This is a genomic window from Cryptosporangium aurantiacum, from assembly GCF_900143005.1.
Classification (GTDB): Bacteria; Actinomycetota; Actinomycetes; order Mycobacteriales; family Cryptosporangiaceae; genus Cryptosporangium; species Cryptosporangium aurantiacum.
The window spans coordinates 253,130-268,934 of the sequence record NZ_FRCS01000009.1 but is presented as its reverse complement, the minus strand read 5'-3'; the positions used below and the strand labels follow the sequence as shown (position 1 = coordinate 268,934).

The window sequence follows — 15,805 nt, the reverse complement described above, 5'->3', positions numbered from 1 at the left end:
CGGCAAACGGACTATTCTCAGTGCTCGTTTGATCGGTTCACTCAGCGGAGGAGGCGGGCAGGTGTCGCTACGCCGGGCCGAGCGTGTTTCGGCCATCCTGGAGCGGCTGGCCGCCGACGGCTCGGTCGACGCCGGTGCGCTGGCCGGGGAGTTCGCGGTCTCCGCGGCGACTATCCGCCGTGATCTGCAGGTTCTGGAGGACCAGAAGCTGCTGTCGCGGACGCACGGCGGCGCGGTGGCGGTGGACGTCGCCTACGAGCTCCCGGTGCGGTACCGGGTCGGGCAGAACCGGGACGAGAAGGCGCTCGTCGCCCGGTGCGCGGCGGCGCTGCTGCCGAAGGGGCCGCTGACGCTCGGGCTGACCGGCGGCACGACCACGCACATGCTGGCTCGCCTGCTGGCCGAGCGGGTGGACCTCACGGTCGTGACGAACGCGCTGAACATCGCGTCCGAGCTCGCACTGCGACCGCGGCTGAAGCTGATCATGACCGGCGGGGTGTCGCGGACCCAGTCCTACGAGCTGGTCGGGCCGATCGCCGACCGCGCGCTGGAGAGCCTGAACATCCAGGTCGCGGTCGTCGGCGTCGACGGGATCAGCGCCCGCGGCGGCCTGACCACCCACGACGAGATCGAGGCGCACACCGACGCGTGTCTGATCCGCCGCGCCGACCGGGTGATCGTGGTGGCCGACGGGTCGAAGGTCGGCCGGGTCAACCTGGCCGGGATCTGCCCGATCACCGACGTCTCGGTGCTGGTCACCGACTCCACGGCCGACCCGGCCGGCGTCGACGCGATCCGCCGCGGCGGCACCGAGGTGATCATCGCGACGCCGTGAGGCCGTGGAAGCACCGGGTACGCGCCGTTCGACGTCTGCGACGCGGTCGTCGGCGCGGTGTTCCTCACCTACCTGGCCGGGACCGCCGCGTCCGCGATCGCCGGGCGCCTGGCCGACCGTGTCGGGCGCCCGCCGGTGCTGGCGGTGTCGATCGGGCTGATGGCCGTCGGGCTGCTGCTGACGCTGCCGCCCTGGCTGCCGACCGTGGCGCTCGGCCTGCTGGTGTTCACCGCGGGGTTCTTCGCCGCGCACTCGACCGCGAGCGGATGGGCGCCGGTGGTCGGTTCGGCGCGTCCGGCGACCGCGAGCGCGCTGTACGTGTTCGCGTACTACGCCGGGTCGAGCGTGTTCGGCTCGGTGGTCGGCCTCGGCTGGCACGCGGGGGGATGGATGCTCACGGTCGTGCTGATCGAGGCGCTGGTGCTCCTCGCGGCCGCCGCGAGCCTCGTCGTCACCCGCCGCATGCGCCCGCACCCGAAACCGGCCCCCGCGCCCGCGCTGCCCGCGCCCGCGCTGGCTGCGGACGGGCTCGCGGCGGGGCGCGGAGAACGGCGCCGTCGGCGTCTTACAGTGACCCCATGAGCACTCCCGACGCCGAGGCCCTCACCCGTATCGCGGCCCTCCGTGCTTCCCACGACCGGCTCCGCGCGGTCGCCGCGCCGCTCACCCCGGACCAGGTCCGCCGCCCCGGCTACCCGTCCGAGTGGACGATCGCCCAGGTTCTGTCGCACCTCGGCTCCGGCGCCGAGATCAACGGTCTGATCTTCGACGCCGGGGTGGCCGGCACCGATCCGCCGAAGCAGGAGGACTTCCAGGCGATCTGGGCGGTCTGGGACGCCAAGACCCCGGACGCGCAGGCCGCCGACGTCCTCACCGCCGACGCGCGTCTCGTCGAGAAGATCGAAGCGCTCGACGCGGACCAGCGCGCCTCGGCCACGTTCGCGGTCTGGAGCGGCCCGACCGACATCGCCGGGTTCGTCTCCTCCCGGCTGTCCGAGCACGCCGTGCACGTCTGGGACGTCGAGGTGATGCTCGACCCGTCCGCGACCGTGCACCCCGCCGCCGTCGGCCTCGTGCTCGACGTCGCCCAAAAGCTTGTTGGTTTCGCGGGCAAGCCCGGCCCGGCCGGGCGTATTCACGTCACGGTCACCGACCCGGACCGCGAATACGCACTGGTCCTCGGCGACGCGGTCGCGCTCGAGCCGTGGGGCGGCGGCGAGAGCACCGGCTCGCTCGAGCTTCCGGCCGAGGCATTCCTCCGGCTGCTCTACGGCCGCCTCGACCCGGCCCACAGCCCCTCGGTCACGGCGGAAAACGTCGATCTGGACGCTTTGCGCGCGGTCTTCCCGGGGTTCTAAGTCGAACGGGCACAGGGATCATCGAGACAGAAATCACATGAGCAGGCAGAATCGTCCCAGGATTTGATCGACGACGGCGTCGAAGGGACAGCTCCCCCATGGCCCAGAACGACGGATTAACGCGCCCCGAGCGCTGCTGCGACTGGTACGAGCGGGTCGAAGCCGCGCGCACCACGAGGGCTCTCTACGCAGCGCTGGAACGCGTTCCGTGCGATTCGTGCAACCGCCACCTGGCGGACAGCGAAGTACCGGAACACTTACGCACGATCTGGGAGCCCTACGTCGCCCGCTCCGGTGCCCGGCGCATGCCGCGTGCCCTGGGCTTCTGGCTCTACCGTCACCCGAACGGCACGCTCGCGCGGGCCTGACGCGAGGCGGAGGGTCCCTGATCGGGGACCCTCCGCCGCGTTCAGCTGACGCGGTCCTGCGGCCGCTTCCGGTACGCGACGAAGCCCGCCGCCAGCCCGGACAGGAAGAACAGCGCTCCCAGCCCGTCGAGCCACCCGTGCTCTTCGAAGCGCGGGAACTCGGTGAGCGAGAAGAAGATCGCCCCGACGCCGAACAGCGTCAGATCCGCGCAGCTCCACCAGAGCGCGGCCGCGTTCGCGCCCGGACCCGTGAACTGCCGCGGGAACCACACCCGCGACGCGGCCGGGGCTTGCTTCCCGCGGCCGACGACCCACGCCGACCATCCACACAGTGCGGCCAGCGCCAACAGCACACCGGCGCAGCCGAGCAACACCCATTCCATGACCCGTCCCCGTTCCCGCGCATCGACAGTCCTTCGCGGGGACAGGGTGGCGCCGATCCGACGTGCGTACGATCAGCGCGGCGACGCCCACGGCGTCCGCGTGCGGACAGAGTCCTCAGAGTTCGCAGGGCATCGTGCGGACCGCGTGGATGAACGCGCCGGCCACGTACTCCGGCTCGCCGGCCCGGAGCGTCGGAAGCTGGTGCAGCAACTCCCGGAACAGGCACCGTAACTGGACCTTCGCGACGTTGCTGCCCAGGCAGTAGTGCGCACCACCGCCGCCGAACGCCACGTGCGGGTTCGGCTTCCGCGCCAGGTTGAACCGGTCGGGTGCGTCGAACACCGCGGTGTCCCAGTTGCCCGACGCGTAGAACATCACGACCTTGTCGCCGGCGGCGACCTCCTGCCCGTGCAGCACGAACGGTGCCGAGGCGGTGCGGCGGAACGTCATCACCGGGCTCGCCCAGCGGACGAACTCCTCGACCGCGCCGCCGATCCGGGCGTCGAAGTCGGCGAGCAGCCACTCCCGCTGCTCCGGGAAGAGCGTCAGCGCGCGCATCGCGTGGCTCGTCGTCTGCCGGGTGGTGTCGTTGCCGGCGACCGACAGCAGGACGAAGAACGCGGCGATCTCGGCGTCGGTGAGCCGGGCACCGTCCACCTCGGCCTGCACCAGCGCGGTCATCAGGTCGTCACGCGGCTCCACCCGGCGGCGGGCAGCCAGTTCCTGGGCCTCCTGGTGCAGCGCGAACAACGACTCGAGCAGCACCGCGATCGGGTCGCGGTCACCGAGGAACTGCGGGTCGGCGACCGACACCAGCGTGTTCGCGTGCGTCACCACCGCGTCCCAGTCGGACTCCGGGATGCCCATCATCTGGGCGAGCGTCCGGATCGGCAGCTTGGACGCGCAGTGCGTCACGAAGTCGACGTCGCCGCCCGCCGCTAAGCGCTCGGTGAGCTCGGCGACGATCGCGCGGGCGTTGGCGGCGATCTGGTCCTCGATCCGCGCGATCTGGCGCGCGGTGAACGCGGCGCTGACCAGCTTGCGGATCGTGGTGTGCCGGGGCGGGTCCATCGCGAGGAACGACTGCGACATCTCGAGGAGTTCCTCGGGAACGTTGCCGAACATCACGCCCCGGCCGGACACGAACACGTCGTTGCGGCGGCTCACCTCGACGATGTCGGCGTGCCGCACCACCGCCCAGAAACCCGGGTCGTCCGGCTGGTCGAGCAGGCCGCTCTCCGGCATCGGGTGCCAGGAGACCGGGCGCTGTTCGCGCAAGACCGCGAACGTGCGCTCCCGGTCGACCGCCGTGGTCGACCAGAAGTCCAGCGAGCTGATGTCGATCGGGTCGTACTCGCGGGCGGTCGCGCTGACTGTACTCATCGCCGCTCCTGACGTCGTCGTGGGAAGCGAGCCGCCCCATGTTAACGCCGGTTAACGGGCCGTCGGCCGGTTCCGGCCGATTGGCACCCGCGGATCCGAGCCGGGACGCGCGGTGATCAGCGCGTGGACGCCCAGGCCCAGCCGGGTCAGCGCGAGTACCGCCGACAGGGCGACGACCGCACCGATGGCGTGGCCGATGTCCGGTGCCCACAACTGGAGTTTGGCCAGACCGGCACCCTTCCAGAACGACGGGACCGTCCAGGCGGCGACGGCGGCCAGACCGGCGCATCCCAGCACCCACGCGCTGGTCGTGACGATCGTCCGGCCGCGGGAACGGCCCGGTGAACCGGGGGAGCCGCGCCGCCACGCCCGGACCGGCCGGATCCAGGACCAGGTCAGGACGACGAGCAGCACCGCGGCGACGCCGAGCAACCCGGCCAGGGTCCAGGTATGGATCGGGTCCGCGGTGGCGGCCGCGGGTGTGCCGCCGTGCAGGATGCGGGTGAGGTTGAACGCCCCGGCGCTCAACGGCCCGTCCATCGGCAGACCGTAGATGTTGGTCATCAGGATCACGGCGAGGTCCGAGTCGGGGGCGAGCACCACGTGGGTGAAGTAGTCCGGGGTCGCGCCGGCGTGCCAGACGATGCGCGTGCCGACACCGTCCAGAGTGCTGTTTCTCCACCCGAACCCGTAGGTGCCGTGACCGGCGTCCACGGTTCCGGTCTGCATCCGGGCCGTGGCCTCCGGGCCGAGAACCCGCGCGTCGCCGTAGCGGCCGCCGTTGAGCTGCGCGATCGTGTAATGGGACAGGTCCTCGAGGCTGGCGGCGAGGAAGCCGTACGGCACTCCGGCCGTGTCGAACGGCGCGGCGAAACGCTGCGGACGGCCGAAGTAGTAGCGGTGCCCGGCCGGGATGCCGACCGCGTCGGCCTCGTCGGCGGTGGCCGCGGACCGCGTCATCCGCAGCGGGCCGAGGACGTGGCGGCGCAGGTACTCGCCGAACGTGTCGCCGGTGACGGCCTCGACGAGCGCGCCGAGAATCAGGTAGTTGGCGTCGCTGTACTCGTAGGTCTGCCCGACGGCGGCCGTGGGTCGCAGGCCGGCCAGGTCGCGCACGGATCGGACCAGCCCATCGGAGCGGTTGTCGTAGCGGTCGGTCAGGTCCGTGCTCCAGACCTGCGGGAGGCCGCTGGTGTGGGTCAGCAGCTGGCGGACGGTGACCGTCCGCGCGGTGTTCGCGTTGCCCAGCCGCAGCCACGGCAGGTACGTGGACGCCGGGGTGTCGAGGTCGACGCGGCCGGCTTCGGCCAGTTGCGCCACCGCCAAGGCGGTGAACGACTTGCTCGTCGACCCGAGCAGGAACGGCGTCCGGGTGGTCATCGGCCGGCCGTCCCCGTCGACGCCCCAGGCGCCCTGCCGGAGCACCTCGTCGCCGCGGATCACCGCGTACGCCAACCCGGGGGCTTCGACCTGATCCATGTAGGCGCGGAGGTACTGCTCGCCACTGGCCAGTTCGCCGACCGACGCCGCGGCGCCGGCCGGAATCGGAGCGGCCACCAGCGTCAGCGCGATCAGGCAGCCGGCCAGGCCCGATCGGAGTGCTTGCTTCCAGGTCGTCATGATCGTCAGCCGATCTGGCTCAGGAGCTTCTCCAGCGCGGCCAGCCGCTCCCGGACCTGACTGAGCTCGTCCCGCACACCCTTGAGCTCGGCCGCTGCCGCTTCGGCGCTGTCGGCGCTGCGCTCGGCGAGCACCCGGTAACCGCCGTCCCGCGTCGCCGCGTACCGGGCGCGGTAGACGCCGGTCGCCACGAACCCGGCGACCGCGATGATCGTCACCACGACTGCCGCTGCGGCGATCGTGGAAAGCTCTGCCATGTCCACTCATTTCTCCCGTTCTGCGGCGGGCGCCGGGCCGGTCAGGCTCTGCGCGGCCAGCGCGATCGCGTCCAAGGTCAAGGCCACCGTGAACGGCACGGCCTCGACGTACTTCACCGAGCTGCCGTCGGGTGCGGTCACCAGTTCGCCGGTCACCAGACCGGCCGCTTCCAGCTTCTGCAGGTGCATGTAGAGCAGGGGCCGGTTCATCTGCAGCCGCCGCGCCAACTCGCTGACGTAGGTCCGCCCCTCGGCCAGGGCGGCAAGGATCCGCACCCGGTGCGGGCTGGCCAGCGCGGCCATCAGCGACACCAGCTCGTCGCCGGTCGGCGCGCTCATCCGGAAACCCTCTCCTCCGCAGAGGGTGTCAGACTTCTCTGACGCCCCCTGTCAGAGAAGCCTGACGGGGGAGGGCGTGCGGTGTCAACATCGGACGGCGCGCGGCGCGGTCAGGCGCGGGTGAGGTGACGGACGACGTCCGCTTCGGACCAGACCTCGGCGTACTTCGCGGCGAGGTCGAACAGGTTGGCCTCGTGCGGGCGCGGGTCGCGATCGCCGACGGCCTCCCGGACGACGATCGGAACGTAGCCGGACGAGATCGCGTCCACGGCGGTCGCCCGGACGCATCCGCTGGTGCTGACGCCGCAGAGCACCAGCGTGTCGATACGCCGGGACGCCAGGGTCGCGGCCAGCGACGTCCCGAAGAACGCGCTGGCGTACTGCTTGGTGACGACGACGTCACCGGGCTGCGGCGCGACCTCGGGCATCACTTCACCGAGGCCGCCGGGAGCCCCGGCGGCGAAGTGCCGGAGCGCGCCGACCTTGCGGTAGAACAGGCCGCCGTCGGCGCCGTCGGCCGCGTACGCGACGCGGGTGACGATCACCGGGACGCCTGCCCCCCGGGCGGTGGTGACTATGCGGGCGGCGGAGTCCAGGCACGCGCGCGAACCCAGGTACAGCTCGGCGCCCGGCTGGAAGTACGCGCGGACCATGTCGATGACCAGGACCGCGGGCGACGTCCCCCAGTCGAGCGGACGCCCGAACCCGGCGTCGGCATAGTCTTCCGACAGCTCGCTCACGTCAGACCTCCGCACAAACGGAACGTGCGGCCCGGCGTCTGCCGGACCGCACGAACAACTCCTATTCGGACGTGACGGCGCGCGCCGCCTCGGCGGGCGGCCGCGGGGCGGGCAGGCCGGTCTCCGCCTCACAGTTCGCCAGGATCGTGGCCAGCGGCGGGCCCATGTCGAACACGCCCGCCTCGGGCCGGGTGGCCCGCAACTCCGCCCGCGCGGTGTCGGTGGCCGGCCCGTCGACCGCGCCGGACGGATCCAGCACGACGCCGTACCGCGCGGCGCCCTCCGCGGACACGAGCCCGCGCCGCACCTCCAGCGCGACCAGCGCGGGATCCCGGGCGAGCGGATCACCCCACCCGCCGCCGCCCCAGGTCACGAAGTGCAGCACGTCGCCGACGCCGACTGCGACGTCGTGGATCTTCGACGGCAGCACTTCGGTGGTGCCGTCCGCCCGGTCGATCCACTTCCGTCCCCGGGCCCCCGGGTCACCGCCGTTGACGCCCCACGGGTACGTGAGCCAGCGGTCGTCGTGGATCGCGATCGTGCCCGGCTGCAGGAAACGGTACGCGACGTCGACGCCGTTGCCGCCGCGGTGCAGTCCGGCGCCGCCGGTGTCCGGCACGGTCTCCCAGCGTTCGATCCGCAGCGGGTAGTACGACTCCAGGTATTCGCACGGGATGTTGACGAACGACGGCCAGAGCGAGTGACCGTCCGGCCCGTCGCCGATCGGCCGCCCGGGGATGCCGCCGAACCCGATCGAGTACAGCTGGAACCACTCACCGGCCCGGTCGCCGTCGACGTAGTGCCCCGAGTACATGAAGTGCGGCGACGACGAGAAACCCGCCGCGTTGAGAAGGTCCGGGTTCTTCTGGCCGAGCAGTCCGCCGAACAGGTCGAAGATCCGTCCGACGCCGTGGTTGCGGGCGTTGAGGGCCGCCGGATGCCGTGGCTTCCAGAACGTCCCGTCCGGGATGTGGACGTCGACCAGCGGGTAGAAACCGTCGTTCCAGAGGATCTGCGGATCGGCCACCGTGATCAGGTAGATGCCGAAGAACATCCGGGCCAGGTTCTCGTTCAGGTAGTAGTTGATCGGTCCCGGCGACTGCGGCGAGGAACCGGTGAAGTCCAGCAGCACCTTCTCGCCGGTCCGGGTCAGCGAGAGCTTCAGCTCGTACGGTCCGTGGCCGACGCCGTCGTCGCAGATGTAGTCGGTGAAGCTGATCGTCTCGCCGTCTTCGAAGATCGTGGTGAGCAGCGTCTTCATCGCCTCGTAGTTGCGCTGCAGCAGCGCGTCGAGCGCGGAGACGTACGTGTCGACGCCGAACCGCTCGCACAGTTCCTGGATCCGGCGGGACGCGGTGCGGCAGGCGGCGACGATCCCGTTGAGGTCGGCCCGGTTCCAGTCCGGCTGCCGCACCTGGTTGAGGATGATGCGCAGCGCGTCCTCGTTGAGCACGCCACCCGCGTAGAGCTTGAAGGGCGGGATGACCACGCCCTCCTCGTAGATCGTGTGCGCGTCGGTCGGCATCGAGCTGACGGTCTTGCCCCCGACGTCGGACATGTGCCCGAACATCGACGACCAGCCGACGACCCGGCCGTCCACGTAGATCGGCATCACGACCAGCCAGTCGTTGGCGTGGCTGATCGCGCCGTCGCAGGAGTACGGGTCGGACGTGAGCAGCACGTCGCCCTCGCCGATCGTGCCTTCGTAGCGGTCGAGCAGCGCGGGGATCGACAGTCCGAACTGCCCGACGACCATCCGGCCGGACGGGTCGCCGATCAGCGGGAACTCGTCGTGCTGCTCGCGGATGCCCGGCGACAGCGCGGTGCGGAACAGCACTTCGTCCATCTCGTACCGGGCGTTGCGCAGCGCGTTCTCGATGATGTCGAGCGTCACCGGGTCGACGTCGACCGCGTTCACCGGTTCGGTGGTGGTCTCGAGGATCTGGGCCATGTCACGCCTCCGAGACGGGACGGATGAGCAGGCTGCCGCTGGGGTGCACGGTGGCCGCGTGCCCGGGCAGGACGAGCGTGGTGGAGTCCATCTCGGTGACGATCGCCGGGCCGGTCACGACGTTGCCGGCGAGCAGCTTTCCCCGGTCGTAGACGCGGGCCTCGGCGGCGGCGCCCCCGACGTAGATCGTGGTCGTCGTGCGGAGGGCGGGCGCCGGGTCGGCGCCGCCGTCGGGCAGCTCGGGGGTCCGGACGTGCGGCCGCGGACCGGTGGCCGCCGCGCGGGCGCTCACCAGCTCGTGCTCGTTCTTGTCCAGCAGGAACGAGAACAGCCGCTCGTGCTCGGCGTCGAACGCTGCCCCCAGCGCGGCGAGGCTGAAGTCGGCCAGGTCGAGGCTGACCGTGATCTCGAAACCCTGGCCGTGGTACCGCAGGTCGGCCTGGTAGGTGAGGGTCTGGTCGGCCCGCGGGACGCCTTCGGCCTCCAGCGTCGCGATCGCCTGTTCGGCCAGTTCGCCAAAGAGCCCGCGCACCTCGTCGTCGGTCAGCTCGGAGAACCGCCGGATGTAGGTGCGGGCGGCCTCGTCGCGCAGCCCGGTCGTCGCGTCCCCGTAGGCGCAGAGGACGCCCGGCGAGGGCGGGATGATCACCGGCCAGGCGCCGGTCAGCTTGCCGAGCGCGTTCGCGTGCAGCGGCCCGGCCCCACCGAACGCGACCAGCGCGAAGTCACGGGGGTCATACCCCTGCTGCACCGACACCAGCCGCAACGCGCCGAACATGTTCTCGTTGACGATGTCGACGATGCCAGCGGCCGCCGCCTCCACCGACCCCAGCCCCATACCGTCCTGCACACGCACCACCGCAGCGCGGGCGGCCTCCCGATCCAGGTCGATCTCGCCTCCGGCGAGCTGCGAGGGCAGATACCCGAGGACGACGTTCGCGTCGGTGACCGTCGGTTCCGCGCCGCCCTTGCCGTACGCGGCCGGTCCGGGGTCCGCGCCCGCCGACTGCGGCCCCACCCGCAGCGCCCTGGTGAGCGCCGGGACGTGCGCGATCGACCCGCCACCGGCGCCGACGGTGCGGACGTCGACGGACGCCGACCGGACCGTGAGGTCGCCGACCGTGGTCTCCCGCCCGATCCGCGGCACTCCGCCCTGTACGAGCGCGACGTCGGTGGACGTGCCGCCCATGTCGAACGTGAGCAGGTCGCTGAACCCGGCCCTGGTCGCCGCCCAGACCGCGCCGCTGACGCCACCCGCCGGGCCGGACAGCAGCATCGACACCGGGTTCGCGGTGGCGGTCTCCGCGCTGGCCAGGCCACCGTCGCTGCGCAGGACGTAGAGCTTCTTGCCGATCTTGCGGCCCATGTTCTCCAGGTAGCTGGCCACCTGCGGCTGCACGTACCCGTTGGCGACCGTCGTAATCGTCCGCTCGTACTCCCGCAGTTCGGGCAGCACCCGGGAGGACACCGACACCGGGACGCCGGGCAGTTCCTCGGCGGCGATCTCCGCGATGCGGTCCTCGTGGCGGGACGTGACGTACGCGTTGATCAGCGCGACCGCGAGCGCCTCGATGCCGGCCGCGCGTAGCCCGCGGAGCTTCTGCCGCAGGTCGTCCTCGTCGAGCGGGGTGACGACCGACCCGTCGGCGCCGATCCGCTCGATCGCCTCCACCGTGTGCTCGAGCGCGGCCAGCGGCTCGGGTTTGGGCCAGATGATCCACCCGGCCAGGCCGCCGGGCACGAACGAGCGGGCGATCTGCAGCACCTGCCGGAACCCGGCGGTGGTGACCAGGCCGACCCGCGAGCCCTTGCCCTCCAGGATCGCGTTGGTCGCGACCGTGGTGCCGTGCAACACCTGGCCGATCGCGTCGAGGCCGGTGCCGGCCGAGGCGCAGACCTTCTCGATCCCGGTGAGGATGCCGACCGACTGGTCGTGCGGGGTGGACGGAGTCTTGGCGCGGAACGAATCGCCGCTGTCCTCGTCGATGAGCAGGACGTCGGTGAACGTGCCACCGACGTCGACACCTAACCGATAGCGCATCCGCGCCTCCTCTCAGATGGTTCCGGCTCTGGTGAGCCGGTCGAACTCCTCGTCGGACAGGCCGAGCAGTCCGCGGTAGATCTCGTCGTTGTGCTCGCCGAGCGCCGGCCCGGTGCGGCGCACCGAACCGGGCGACGCCGACAGTTTCGGGAAGACGTTCTGCATCGCGATCGGCCCGAGAGCCTCGTCGGGCACCGTGACGATCGCGTCCCTGGCGGCGAAGTGCGGATCGTCGAACATGTCCTTGGCCTGATAGATCCGGCCCGCCGGGACGCCGGCCTCGTGCAGGCGCGCCAGCAGGTCCTCGGTGTCGTACCGGGCGGTCCACTCGGCGATCAGCGCGTCGAGTTCGGCCATGTACTCGCCCCGGGCGCCGTGCGTCGCGTAGTGCGGGTGGTCGCGCAGCTCCGGGCGTTCCATCACGGCCGCCAACCGGCCGAACACGCTGTCCTGGTTGGCCGCGATCAGCACGCTGTCGCCGTCCCGGGTCGGGTAGACGTTGCTCGGCGCGACGTTCGGCAGCACCGGTCCGGTGCGTTCGCGCTGGTAGCCGGCCTGCTGCCACTCCGAGAGCATCGACTCCATCAGCCCGAGCACGGACTCGTAGATCGCCGCGTCGACGACCTGCCCCTTGTTCGAGTTGTTCCGCTCGTGCAGCGCGACGAGCGTGCCGAGCGCGGCGTGCATCGCGGCGAGGGAGTCGCCGAGCGAGATGCCGGCCCGGGAGGGCGGCTGGTCGGCCGAGCCGGTGACGTACCGGATGCCGCCCATCGCCTCGCCGATCGACCCGAACCCGGCGCGCGCGGCGTAGGGGCCGGTCTGCCCATAGCCGGTCACCCGGGTGACCACGAGCCGCGGGTTGATCTCCCAGAGCTGTTCGGGCGCGAGGCCCCAGCGCTCCAGCGTCCCCGGCCGGAAGTTCTCCAGCAGCACGTCGGCGCGGCCGACCAGCTGGCGGACGAGCCGCTGACCGTCGGCCGTGCGCAGGTCGCAGGTGACCGACTTCTTATTGCGCGCGACGACCGGCCACCACAGCGAGCGGCCGTGCGGCTTCTCCCGGCCCCACTGCCGCATCGGGTCGCCCTTGGTGGGGTCTTCGACCTTGATGACCTCGGCGCCGAAGTCGCCGAGCAGCTGACCGCAGAACGGCCCGGCCAGCAGCTGGCCCAGCTCGATCACGCGGACGTCGCGGAGGGGGAGCGGTCGGGTCATTCTGCCTCCTCGACGGCGGGGCGGCGGGGCCCGAGCAGGGAGGCCCGGGCGCTGTAGAGGTGTGCGTGCATGACGGCTTCGGCCCAGTCGGGGTCGCGGGCGCGCAGCGCGGCGACGATCTCGTGGTGGTGCGCGCAGCTGCGGCGGCGGGCGGCCTCGTCGAACGCGTGCAGCGTCCGGAACAGCACCGACGCGTGGATCAGCTGGCTGACCGTGCCGGTCAGCACCGCGCTGTGCGACAGCCCGTTGATCCGGCCGTGGAACTCGGCGTTGAGCCGGTACACCTCGGCCAGGCGCCCGGCGTCGGAGTGTTTCTCCAGCTCGGTGGCGATCTCCTCGAGCCGGTCGATGTCCTCGGTGGACGCCCGTTGCGCCGCGGTGCGGGCGGCGAGCCCTTCGACGTGGGCGCGGATCCCGAAGATCGCGTCGAGGTCGGCGCGGGGGTGCTCGACGATCCGCGCGCCCTTGTTCGGGGTGATCTCGACCAGCCCGTCGGCGGACAGCTTGCGCAGCGCCTCCCGGATCGGGGTGCGGCTCACGCCGAGCGCCTCGGCGAGCTCCACCTCACCGAGCCGCTCGCCGGGCAGGTACTCGCCACCCAGGATGCGGGTGCGCAGCTCGTCTGCCGCGCGGTCGCTGGCTGCTGTCATCGGAGGGTCTCCCGTTCGCCGATTGCATACATGTAGTGGATCCCCGGTGGTCTCGACAAGGGTTGCGCCCGCTGTTTCTCGTGCATTGCATACATCTCACGGTGAATGCTAAACAGGCACGGTCGGGTGGAGGGAGACACGATGGCCGTGGAGATCGTCGAGGTCGGGCCGCGGGACGGGCTGCAGAACGAGAGTGCGCTGGTGTCGACCGCCGCGAAGATCGCGTACATCGAGGCCCTGATCGCCGCCGGTGCGCGACGGATCGAGGCCACCAGCTTCGTGCATCCGAAACGCGTGCCGCAGATGGCCGACGCCGAGGCGGTGATGGCCGGGGTCCCGCGCCGCGACGACGTCCGCTACATCGGGCTGGTAGTCAACGAACGCGGGCTGGACCGCGCGCTGGCCGCCGGGGTCGACGAGGTGAACGTCGTCGTGGTGGCCACCGAGACGTTCAGCGAGCGCAACCAGGGCATGTCGGTGGCCGACGCGCTGCGGTCGTTCGGCGCGATCAGCGGGCGGGCGCGGGCGGCCGGCCTGCGGGTGACGGCCACGATCGGGGCAGCCTTCGGCTGCCCGTTCGAGGGCGAGGTGAACCCGCAGCGGGTGGCGGGCCTGGTCAAATCCTGTGTGGACGCCGGGGCGGACGAAATCGCGCTCGCCGACACGATCGGAGTAGGCGTCCCGGCCGACGTGGCCCGGCTGATCGCGGTGTCCCGCGAGGTCACGGACCTGCCGCTGCGGTTCCACTTCCACAACACCCGCAACACCGGCTACGCGAACGCGCTGGCCGCGGTGGAGGGCGGCGCGACGGCGCTGGACGCGAGCGCCGGCGGGATCGGCGGCTGCCCGTTCGCCCCGGCCGCGACCGGCAACATCGCCACCGAAGACCTCACCTACGCCCTGCGCCGCAGCGGTGTGGCGTCCGGCCTGGAACTCTCCGGGGTGATCCGCGCCGCCGCCCTCATCGAGAAGGAGCTGGGCGCCGAGGTCCCCGCGTTGCTGGGCCGCGCCGGGGATTTCCCCGGAGGTTCACCCGAGACCGGGGTCTGAGGGCGCCCTGAGACCCCGGTTCGGCGTCTACGCGCGCAGAACGTCGCGGAGGCGGGCGGCGAAGGCCTCGGTGGTGAGCACCGTGTAACGGTCGGCGAGCAGGTCGGCGACGGCGGTGAACGACTCCGCGTCCATCGGCGCCCCGACCAGCACGACCAGCGGCCCCTCACCGCGGACCTCGTAGTACAGGGTGGCGTCCGGCACGGCGAGCGTCGCGGCGTTCATCGGTTCCTCCCAGGGTGCGGTTCGGTCGTCGCCCATGGAGACCGCGCCGGTGAGGCAGACTCATCGCTCGTGAGTGAGGTTTTTTCGCCGGACGCGGATCTGGCGCGCGCCCGGGACGGCGACGACGCGGCGTTCGGCCGTCTCGTCGAACCGCTGCGCCGGGAACTGCACGCGCACTGCTACCGCATGCTGGGTTCGACCCACGACGCGGACGACGCCCTGCAGGACGCGCTGCTCCGGGCGTGGCGCGGCCTGGCCCGGTTCGAGCGACGCAGCTCGCTGCGCACCTGGCTCTACACGGTGGCGTCCCGGGTCTGTCTGGACGCTCTGGCGCGCGGCACCCGGCGGATGCTCCCGATCGACCTCGGCCCGTCCGGCGAACGGGCCGTGCTCGACGACGCACCGGTCACCGAGGTCGCGTGGCTGACGCCGTACGCCGATGCGGACCTGCCGACCAGCCCGCACGGCCGCTACGAACAGCGCGAAGCCGTCGAGCTGGCGTTCGTCGCCGCCTGCCAGCACCTGCCCGGGAACCAGCGGGCCGCGCTGCTGCTCTTCGACGTGCTGGGGTTCTCCGCGGCGGAGATCGCCGAGATGATGGACACCAGCGTCGCGTCGGTGAACAGCGCGCTGCAGCGGGCCCGGCGCCTGGTGGCCGAGCGGGTGCCGCCGATCAGCCAGCAGAGCACGCTCCGCACGCTGGACGACGCCCGGGTGCGCGGCCTGGTCACCGGGTACGCCGGTGCGCTGGAGCGCGGCGACGCCGACGCGCTGGTCGCGCTGCTCACCGAGGACGTCACCTGGTCGATGCCGCCGCTGCGGCACTGGTACGCCGGGATCGTCGCGGTGCGGGACTTCGCGACCGAGGTCCCGCTGGCCCGCTGCGGCTCCTGGCGGCACCGGGCGGCGACCGCGAACGGTCAGCCGGCGGTGGCGTCCTACCTGGCGGGACCCGCAGCCGACCCGGGCACGTACCCGGCGTGGTCGGTGAACGTGCTGACGCTGCGCGACGACCGGATCGCCGGGATCACCTCGTTCATCGGCGTCGACCACTTCCGCGCGCTAAGCCTGCCGACGGCCCTCTAAGGGGCCCCTCAGGCCGATCTAAGGCCCCGCCGACCAGCGCGATTAGTGGATAGTGGCGATGCACCGACTCCCCTCAGCCGAGCACCGTGGTGACCAGACACACCACCGCACCGCTGAGAGGTCACGATGTTCTCGCTCACCGAGGAGTTCGCGAAGGCGCAGTACGACTACACCCGCGAGCGCCTCCGTGCCGACGTTCGCCCGCGGGTCGAGAAGGACGAGCGCCCCGCGCGGCGCCGCACCGGGATGTTCACGCACCTGTTCGCGCGCCATCGGCTCCGTCCGTCGTTACCCGACTGCTGACGC

Annotated in this window: 17 protein-coding genes and 1 pseudogene; 7 read left to right on the top strand and 11 right to left on the bottom strand. The window is 71.7% G+C overall.

Annotated features, from left to right (window positions below; all coding sequences use genetic code 11):
• The first annotated feature begins 61 nt into the window (after positions 1-61).
• The 4 genes from BUB75_RS28155 to BUB75_RS28140 all read left to right on the top strand — a co-directional run bounded on the left by BUB75_RS28155 (position 62) and on the right by BUB75_RS28140 (position 2,561).
• Positions 62-835: a DeoR/GlpR family DNA-binding transcription regulator gene (locus BUB75_RS28155; protein WP_073260854.1), complete on the top strand. Its 774-nt coding sequence runs from the start codon at positions 62-64 to the stop codon at positions 833-835.
• A gap of 57 nt (positions 836-892) precedes the next feature.
• Complete coding sequence (locus BUB75_RS28150; protein WP_073260853.1) at positions 893-1,417, top strand: MFS transporter; 525 nt, start codon at positions 893-895, stop codon at positions 1,415-1,417.
• Positions 1,414-2,193 (top strand): maleylpyruvate isomerase family mycothiol-dependent enzyme, encoded by a 780-nt coding sequence (locus BUB75_RS28145; RefSeq protein ID WP_073260852.1) that lies wholly within the window; start codon positions 1,414-1,416, stop codon positions 2,191-2,193. The genes BUB75_RS28150 and BUB75_RS28145 overlap by 4 nt, the downstream gene beginning before the upstream one ends.
• 98 nt (positions 2,194-2,291) lie before the next feature.
• The gene (locus BUB75_RS28140) at positions 2,292-2,561 is read left to right on the top strand and encodes a hypothetical protein (RefSeq protein WP_073260851.1); all 270 of its coding nucleotides are present in this window, start codon (positions 2,292-2,294) and stop codon (positions 2,559-2,561) included.
• 41 nt (positions 2,562-2,602) lie between these two features.
• Here the strand turns inward: BUB75_RS28140 and BUB75_RS28135 are convergent, their stop codons facing one another.
• The 10 genes from BUB75_RS28135 to BUB75_RS28090 form a co-directional block, all read right to left on the bottom strand.
• Positions 2,603-2,944, bottom strand: a complete 342-nt coding sequence (locus BUB75_RS28135; RefSeq protein ID WP_073260850.1) for a hypothetical protein — start codon at positions 2,942-2,944, stop codon at positions 2,603-2,605.
• Positions 2,945-3,059: 115 nt separating this feature from the next.
• The gene (locus BUB75_RS28130; protein WP_073260849.1) at positions 3,060-4,328 is read right to left on the bottom strand and encodes a cytochrome P450; all 1,269 of its coding nucleotides are present in this window, start codon (positions 4,326-4,328) and stop codon (positions 3,060-3,062) included.
• A 51-nt stretch (positions 4,329-4,379) separates the two neighbouring features.
• Positions 4,380-5,948 (bottom strand): serine hydrolase domain-containing protein, encoded by a 1,569-nt coding sequence (locus tag BUB75_RS28125; RefSeq protein WP_073260848.1) that lies wholly within the window; start codon positions 5,946-5,948, stop codon positions 4,380-4,382.
• A 5-nt stretch (positions 5,949-5,953) separates the two neighbouring features.
• Positions 5,954-6,205, bottom strand: a complete 252-nt coding sequence (locus BUB75_RS46505) for a hypothetical protein (protein ID WP_178379997.1) — start codon at positions 6,203-6,205, stop codon at positions 5,954-5,956.
• 6 nt (positions 6,206-6,211) lie between these two features.
• A complete protein-coding gene (locus tag BUB75_RS28115) occupies positions 6,212-6,544 on the bottom strand; it encodes an ArsR/SmtB family transcription factor (RefSeq protein WP_073260846.1) in 333 nt (110 codons plus the stop codon).
• 110 nt (positions 6,545-6,654) lie between these two features.
• A complete protein-coding gene (locus BUB75_RS28110) occupies positions 6,655-7,284 on the bottom strand; it encodes an isochorismatase family protein (protein ID WP_218617805.1) in 630 nt (209 codons plus the stop codon).
• 61 nt (positions 7,285-7,345) lie between these two features.
• Positions 7,346-9,235 carry a hydantoinase B/oxoprolinase family protein gene (locus BUB75_RS28105; protein WP_073260844.1) on the bottom strand — a complete coding sequence of 630 codons (1,890 nt, stop codon included), beginning with the start codon at positions 9,233-9,235 and terminating at the stop codon, positions 7,346-7,348.
• Position 9,236: 1 nt separating this feature from the next.
• Entirely contained in the window at positions 9,237-11,276 is a 2,040-nt protein-coding gene (locus BUB75_RS28100; RefSeq protein WP_073260843.1) for a hydantoinase/oxoprolinase family protein, read from the bottom strand.
• Positions 11,277-11,288: 12 nt separating this feature from the next.
• Positions 11,289-12,488 carry a CaiB/BaiF CoA transferase family protein gene (locus BUB75_RS28095; RefSeq protein ID WP_073260842.1) on the bottom strand — a complete coding sequence of 400 codons (1,200 nt, stop codon included), beginning with the start codon at positions 12,486-12,488 and terminating at the stop codon, positions 11,289-11,291.
• Positions 12,485-13,138: a GntR family transcriptional regulator gene (locus tag BUB75_RS28090; RefSeq protein ID WP_073260841.1), complete on the bottom strand. Its 654-nt coding sequence runs from the start codon at positions 13,136-13,138 to the stop codon at positions 12,485-12,487. Before BUB75_RS28090 ends, BUB75_RS28095 begins: the two co-directional genes overlap by 4 nt.
• 141 nt (positions 13,139-13,279) lie before the next feature.
• Between BUB75_RS28090 and BUB75_RS28085 the strand changes: the two genes are divergently transcribed.
• Positions 13,280-14,188 (top strand): hydroxymethylglutaryl-CoA lyase, encoded by a 909-nt coding sequence (locus BUB75_RS28085; RefSeq protein ID WP_073260840.1) that lies wholly within the window; start codon positions 13,280-13,282, stop codon positions 14,186-14,188.
• Between the two features lie 66 nt (positions 14,189-14,254).
• Here BUB75_RS28085 and BUB75_RS28080 read toward each other — a convergent pair.
• Positions 14,255-14,413 (bottom strand): annotated as a pseudogene (locus BUB75_RS28080) (alpha/beta fold hydrolase); the annotation flags it as partial.
• A 69-nt stretch (positions 14,414-14,482) separates the two neighbouring features.
• Between BUB75_RS28080 and BUB75_RS28075 the strand changes: the two are divergent.
• Complete coding sequence (locus BUB75_RS28075; protein WP_073260839.1) at positions 14,483-15,499, top strand: sigma-70 family RNA polymerase sigma factor; 1,017 nt, start codon at positions 14,483-14,485, stop codon at positions 15,497-15,499.
• A gap of 126 nt (positions 15,500-15,625) precedes the next feature.
• Positions 15,626-15,802 carry a hypothetical protein gene (locus tag BUB75_RS46500; RefSeq protein WP_178379996.1) on the top strand — a complete coding sequence of 59 codons (177 nt, stop codon included), beginning with the start codon at positions 15,626-15,628 and terminating at the stop codon, positions 15,800-15,802.
• Positions 15,803-15,805: the final 3 nt, after the last annotated feature.

Coding starts and splice junctions, on each gene's coding strand:
- BUB75_RS28085 (WP_073260840.1), top strand. CDS start 13,280: ATGGCCGTGGAGATCGTCGAGGTCGGGCCGCGGGACGGGCTGCAGAAC.
- BUB75_RS28095 (WP_073260842.1), bottom strand. CDS start 12,488: ATGACCCGACCGCTCCCCCTCCGCGACGTCCGCGTGATCGAGCTGGGC.
- BUB75_RS46505 (WP_178379997.1), bottom strand. CDS start 6,205: ATGGCAGAGCTTTCCACGATCGCCGCAGCGGCAGTCGTGGTGACGATC.
- BUB75_RS28090 (WP_073260841.1), bottom strand. CDS start 13,138: ATGACAGCAGCCAGCGACCGCGCGGCAGACGAGCTGCGCACCCGCATC.
- BUB75_RS28115 (WP_073260846.1), bottom strand. CDS start 6,544: ATGAGCGCGCCGACCGGCGACGAGCTGGTGTCGCTGATGGCCGCGCTG.
- BUB75_RS28140 (WP_073260851.1), top strand. CDS start 2,292: ATGGCCCAGAACGACGGATTAACGCGCCCCGAGCGCTGCTGCGACTGG.
- BUB75_RS28130 (WP_073260849.1), bottom strand. CDS start 4,328: ATGAGTACAGTCAGCGCGACCGCCCGCGAGTACGACCCGATCGACATC.
- BUB75_RS28135 (WP_073260850.1), bottom strand. CDS start 2,944: ATGGAATGGGTGTTGCTCGGCTGCGCCGGTGTGCTGTTGGCGCTGGCC.
- BUB75_RS28105 (WP_073260844.1), bottom strand. CDS start 9,235: ATGGCCCAGATCCTCGAGACCACCACCGAACCGGTGAACGCGGTCGAC.
- BUB75_RS28100 (WP_073260843.1), bottom strand. CDS start 11,276: ATGCGCTATCGGTTAGGTGTCGACGTCGGTGGCACGTTCACCGACGTC.
- BUB75_RS28125 (WP_073260848.1), bottom strand. CDS start 5,948: ATGACGACCTGGAAGCAAGCACTCCGATCGGGCCTGGCCGGCTGCCTG.
- BUB75_RS28145 (WP_073260852.1), top strand. CDS start 1,414: ATGAGCACTCCCGACGCCGAGGCCCTCACCCGTATCGCGGCCCTCCGT.
- BUB75_RS46500 (WP_178379996.1), top strand. CDS start 15,626: ATGTTCTCGCTCACCGAGGAGTTCGCGAAGGCGCAGTACGACTACACC.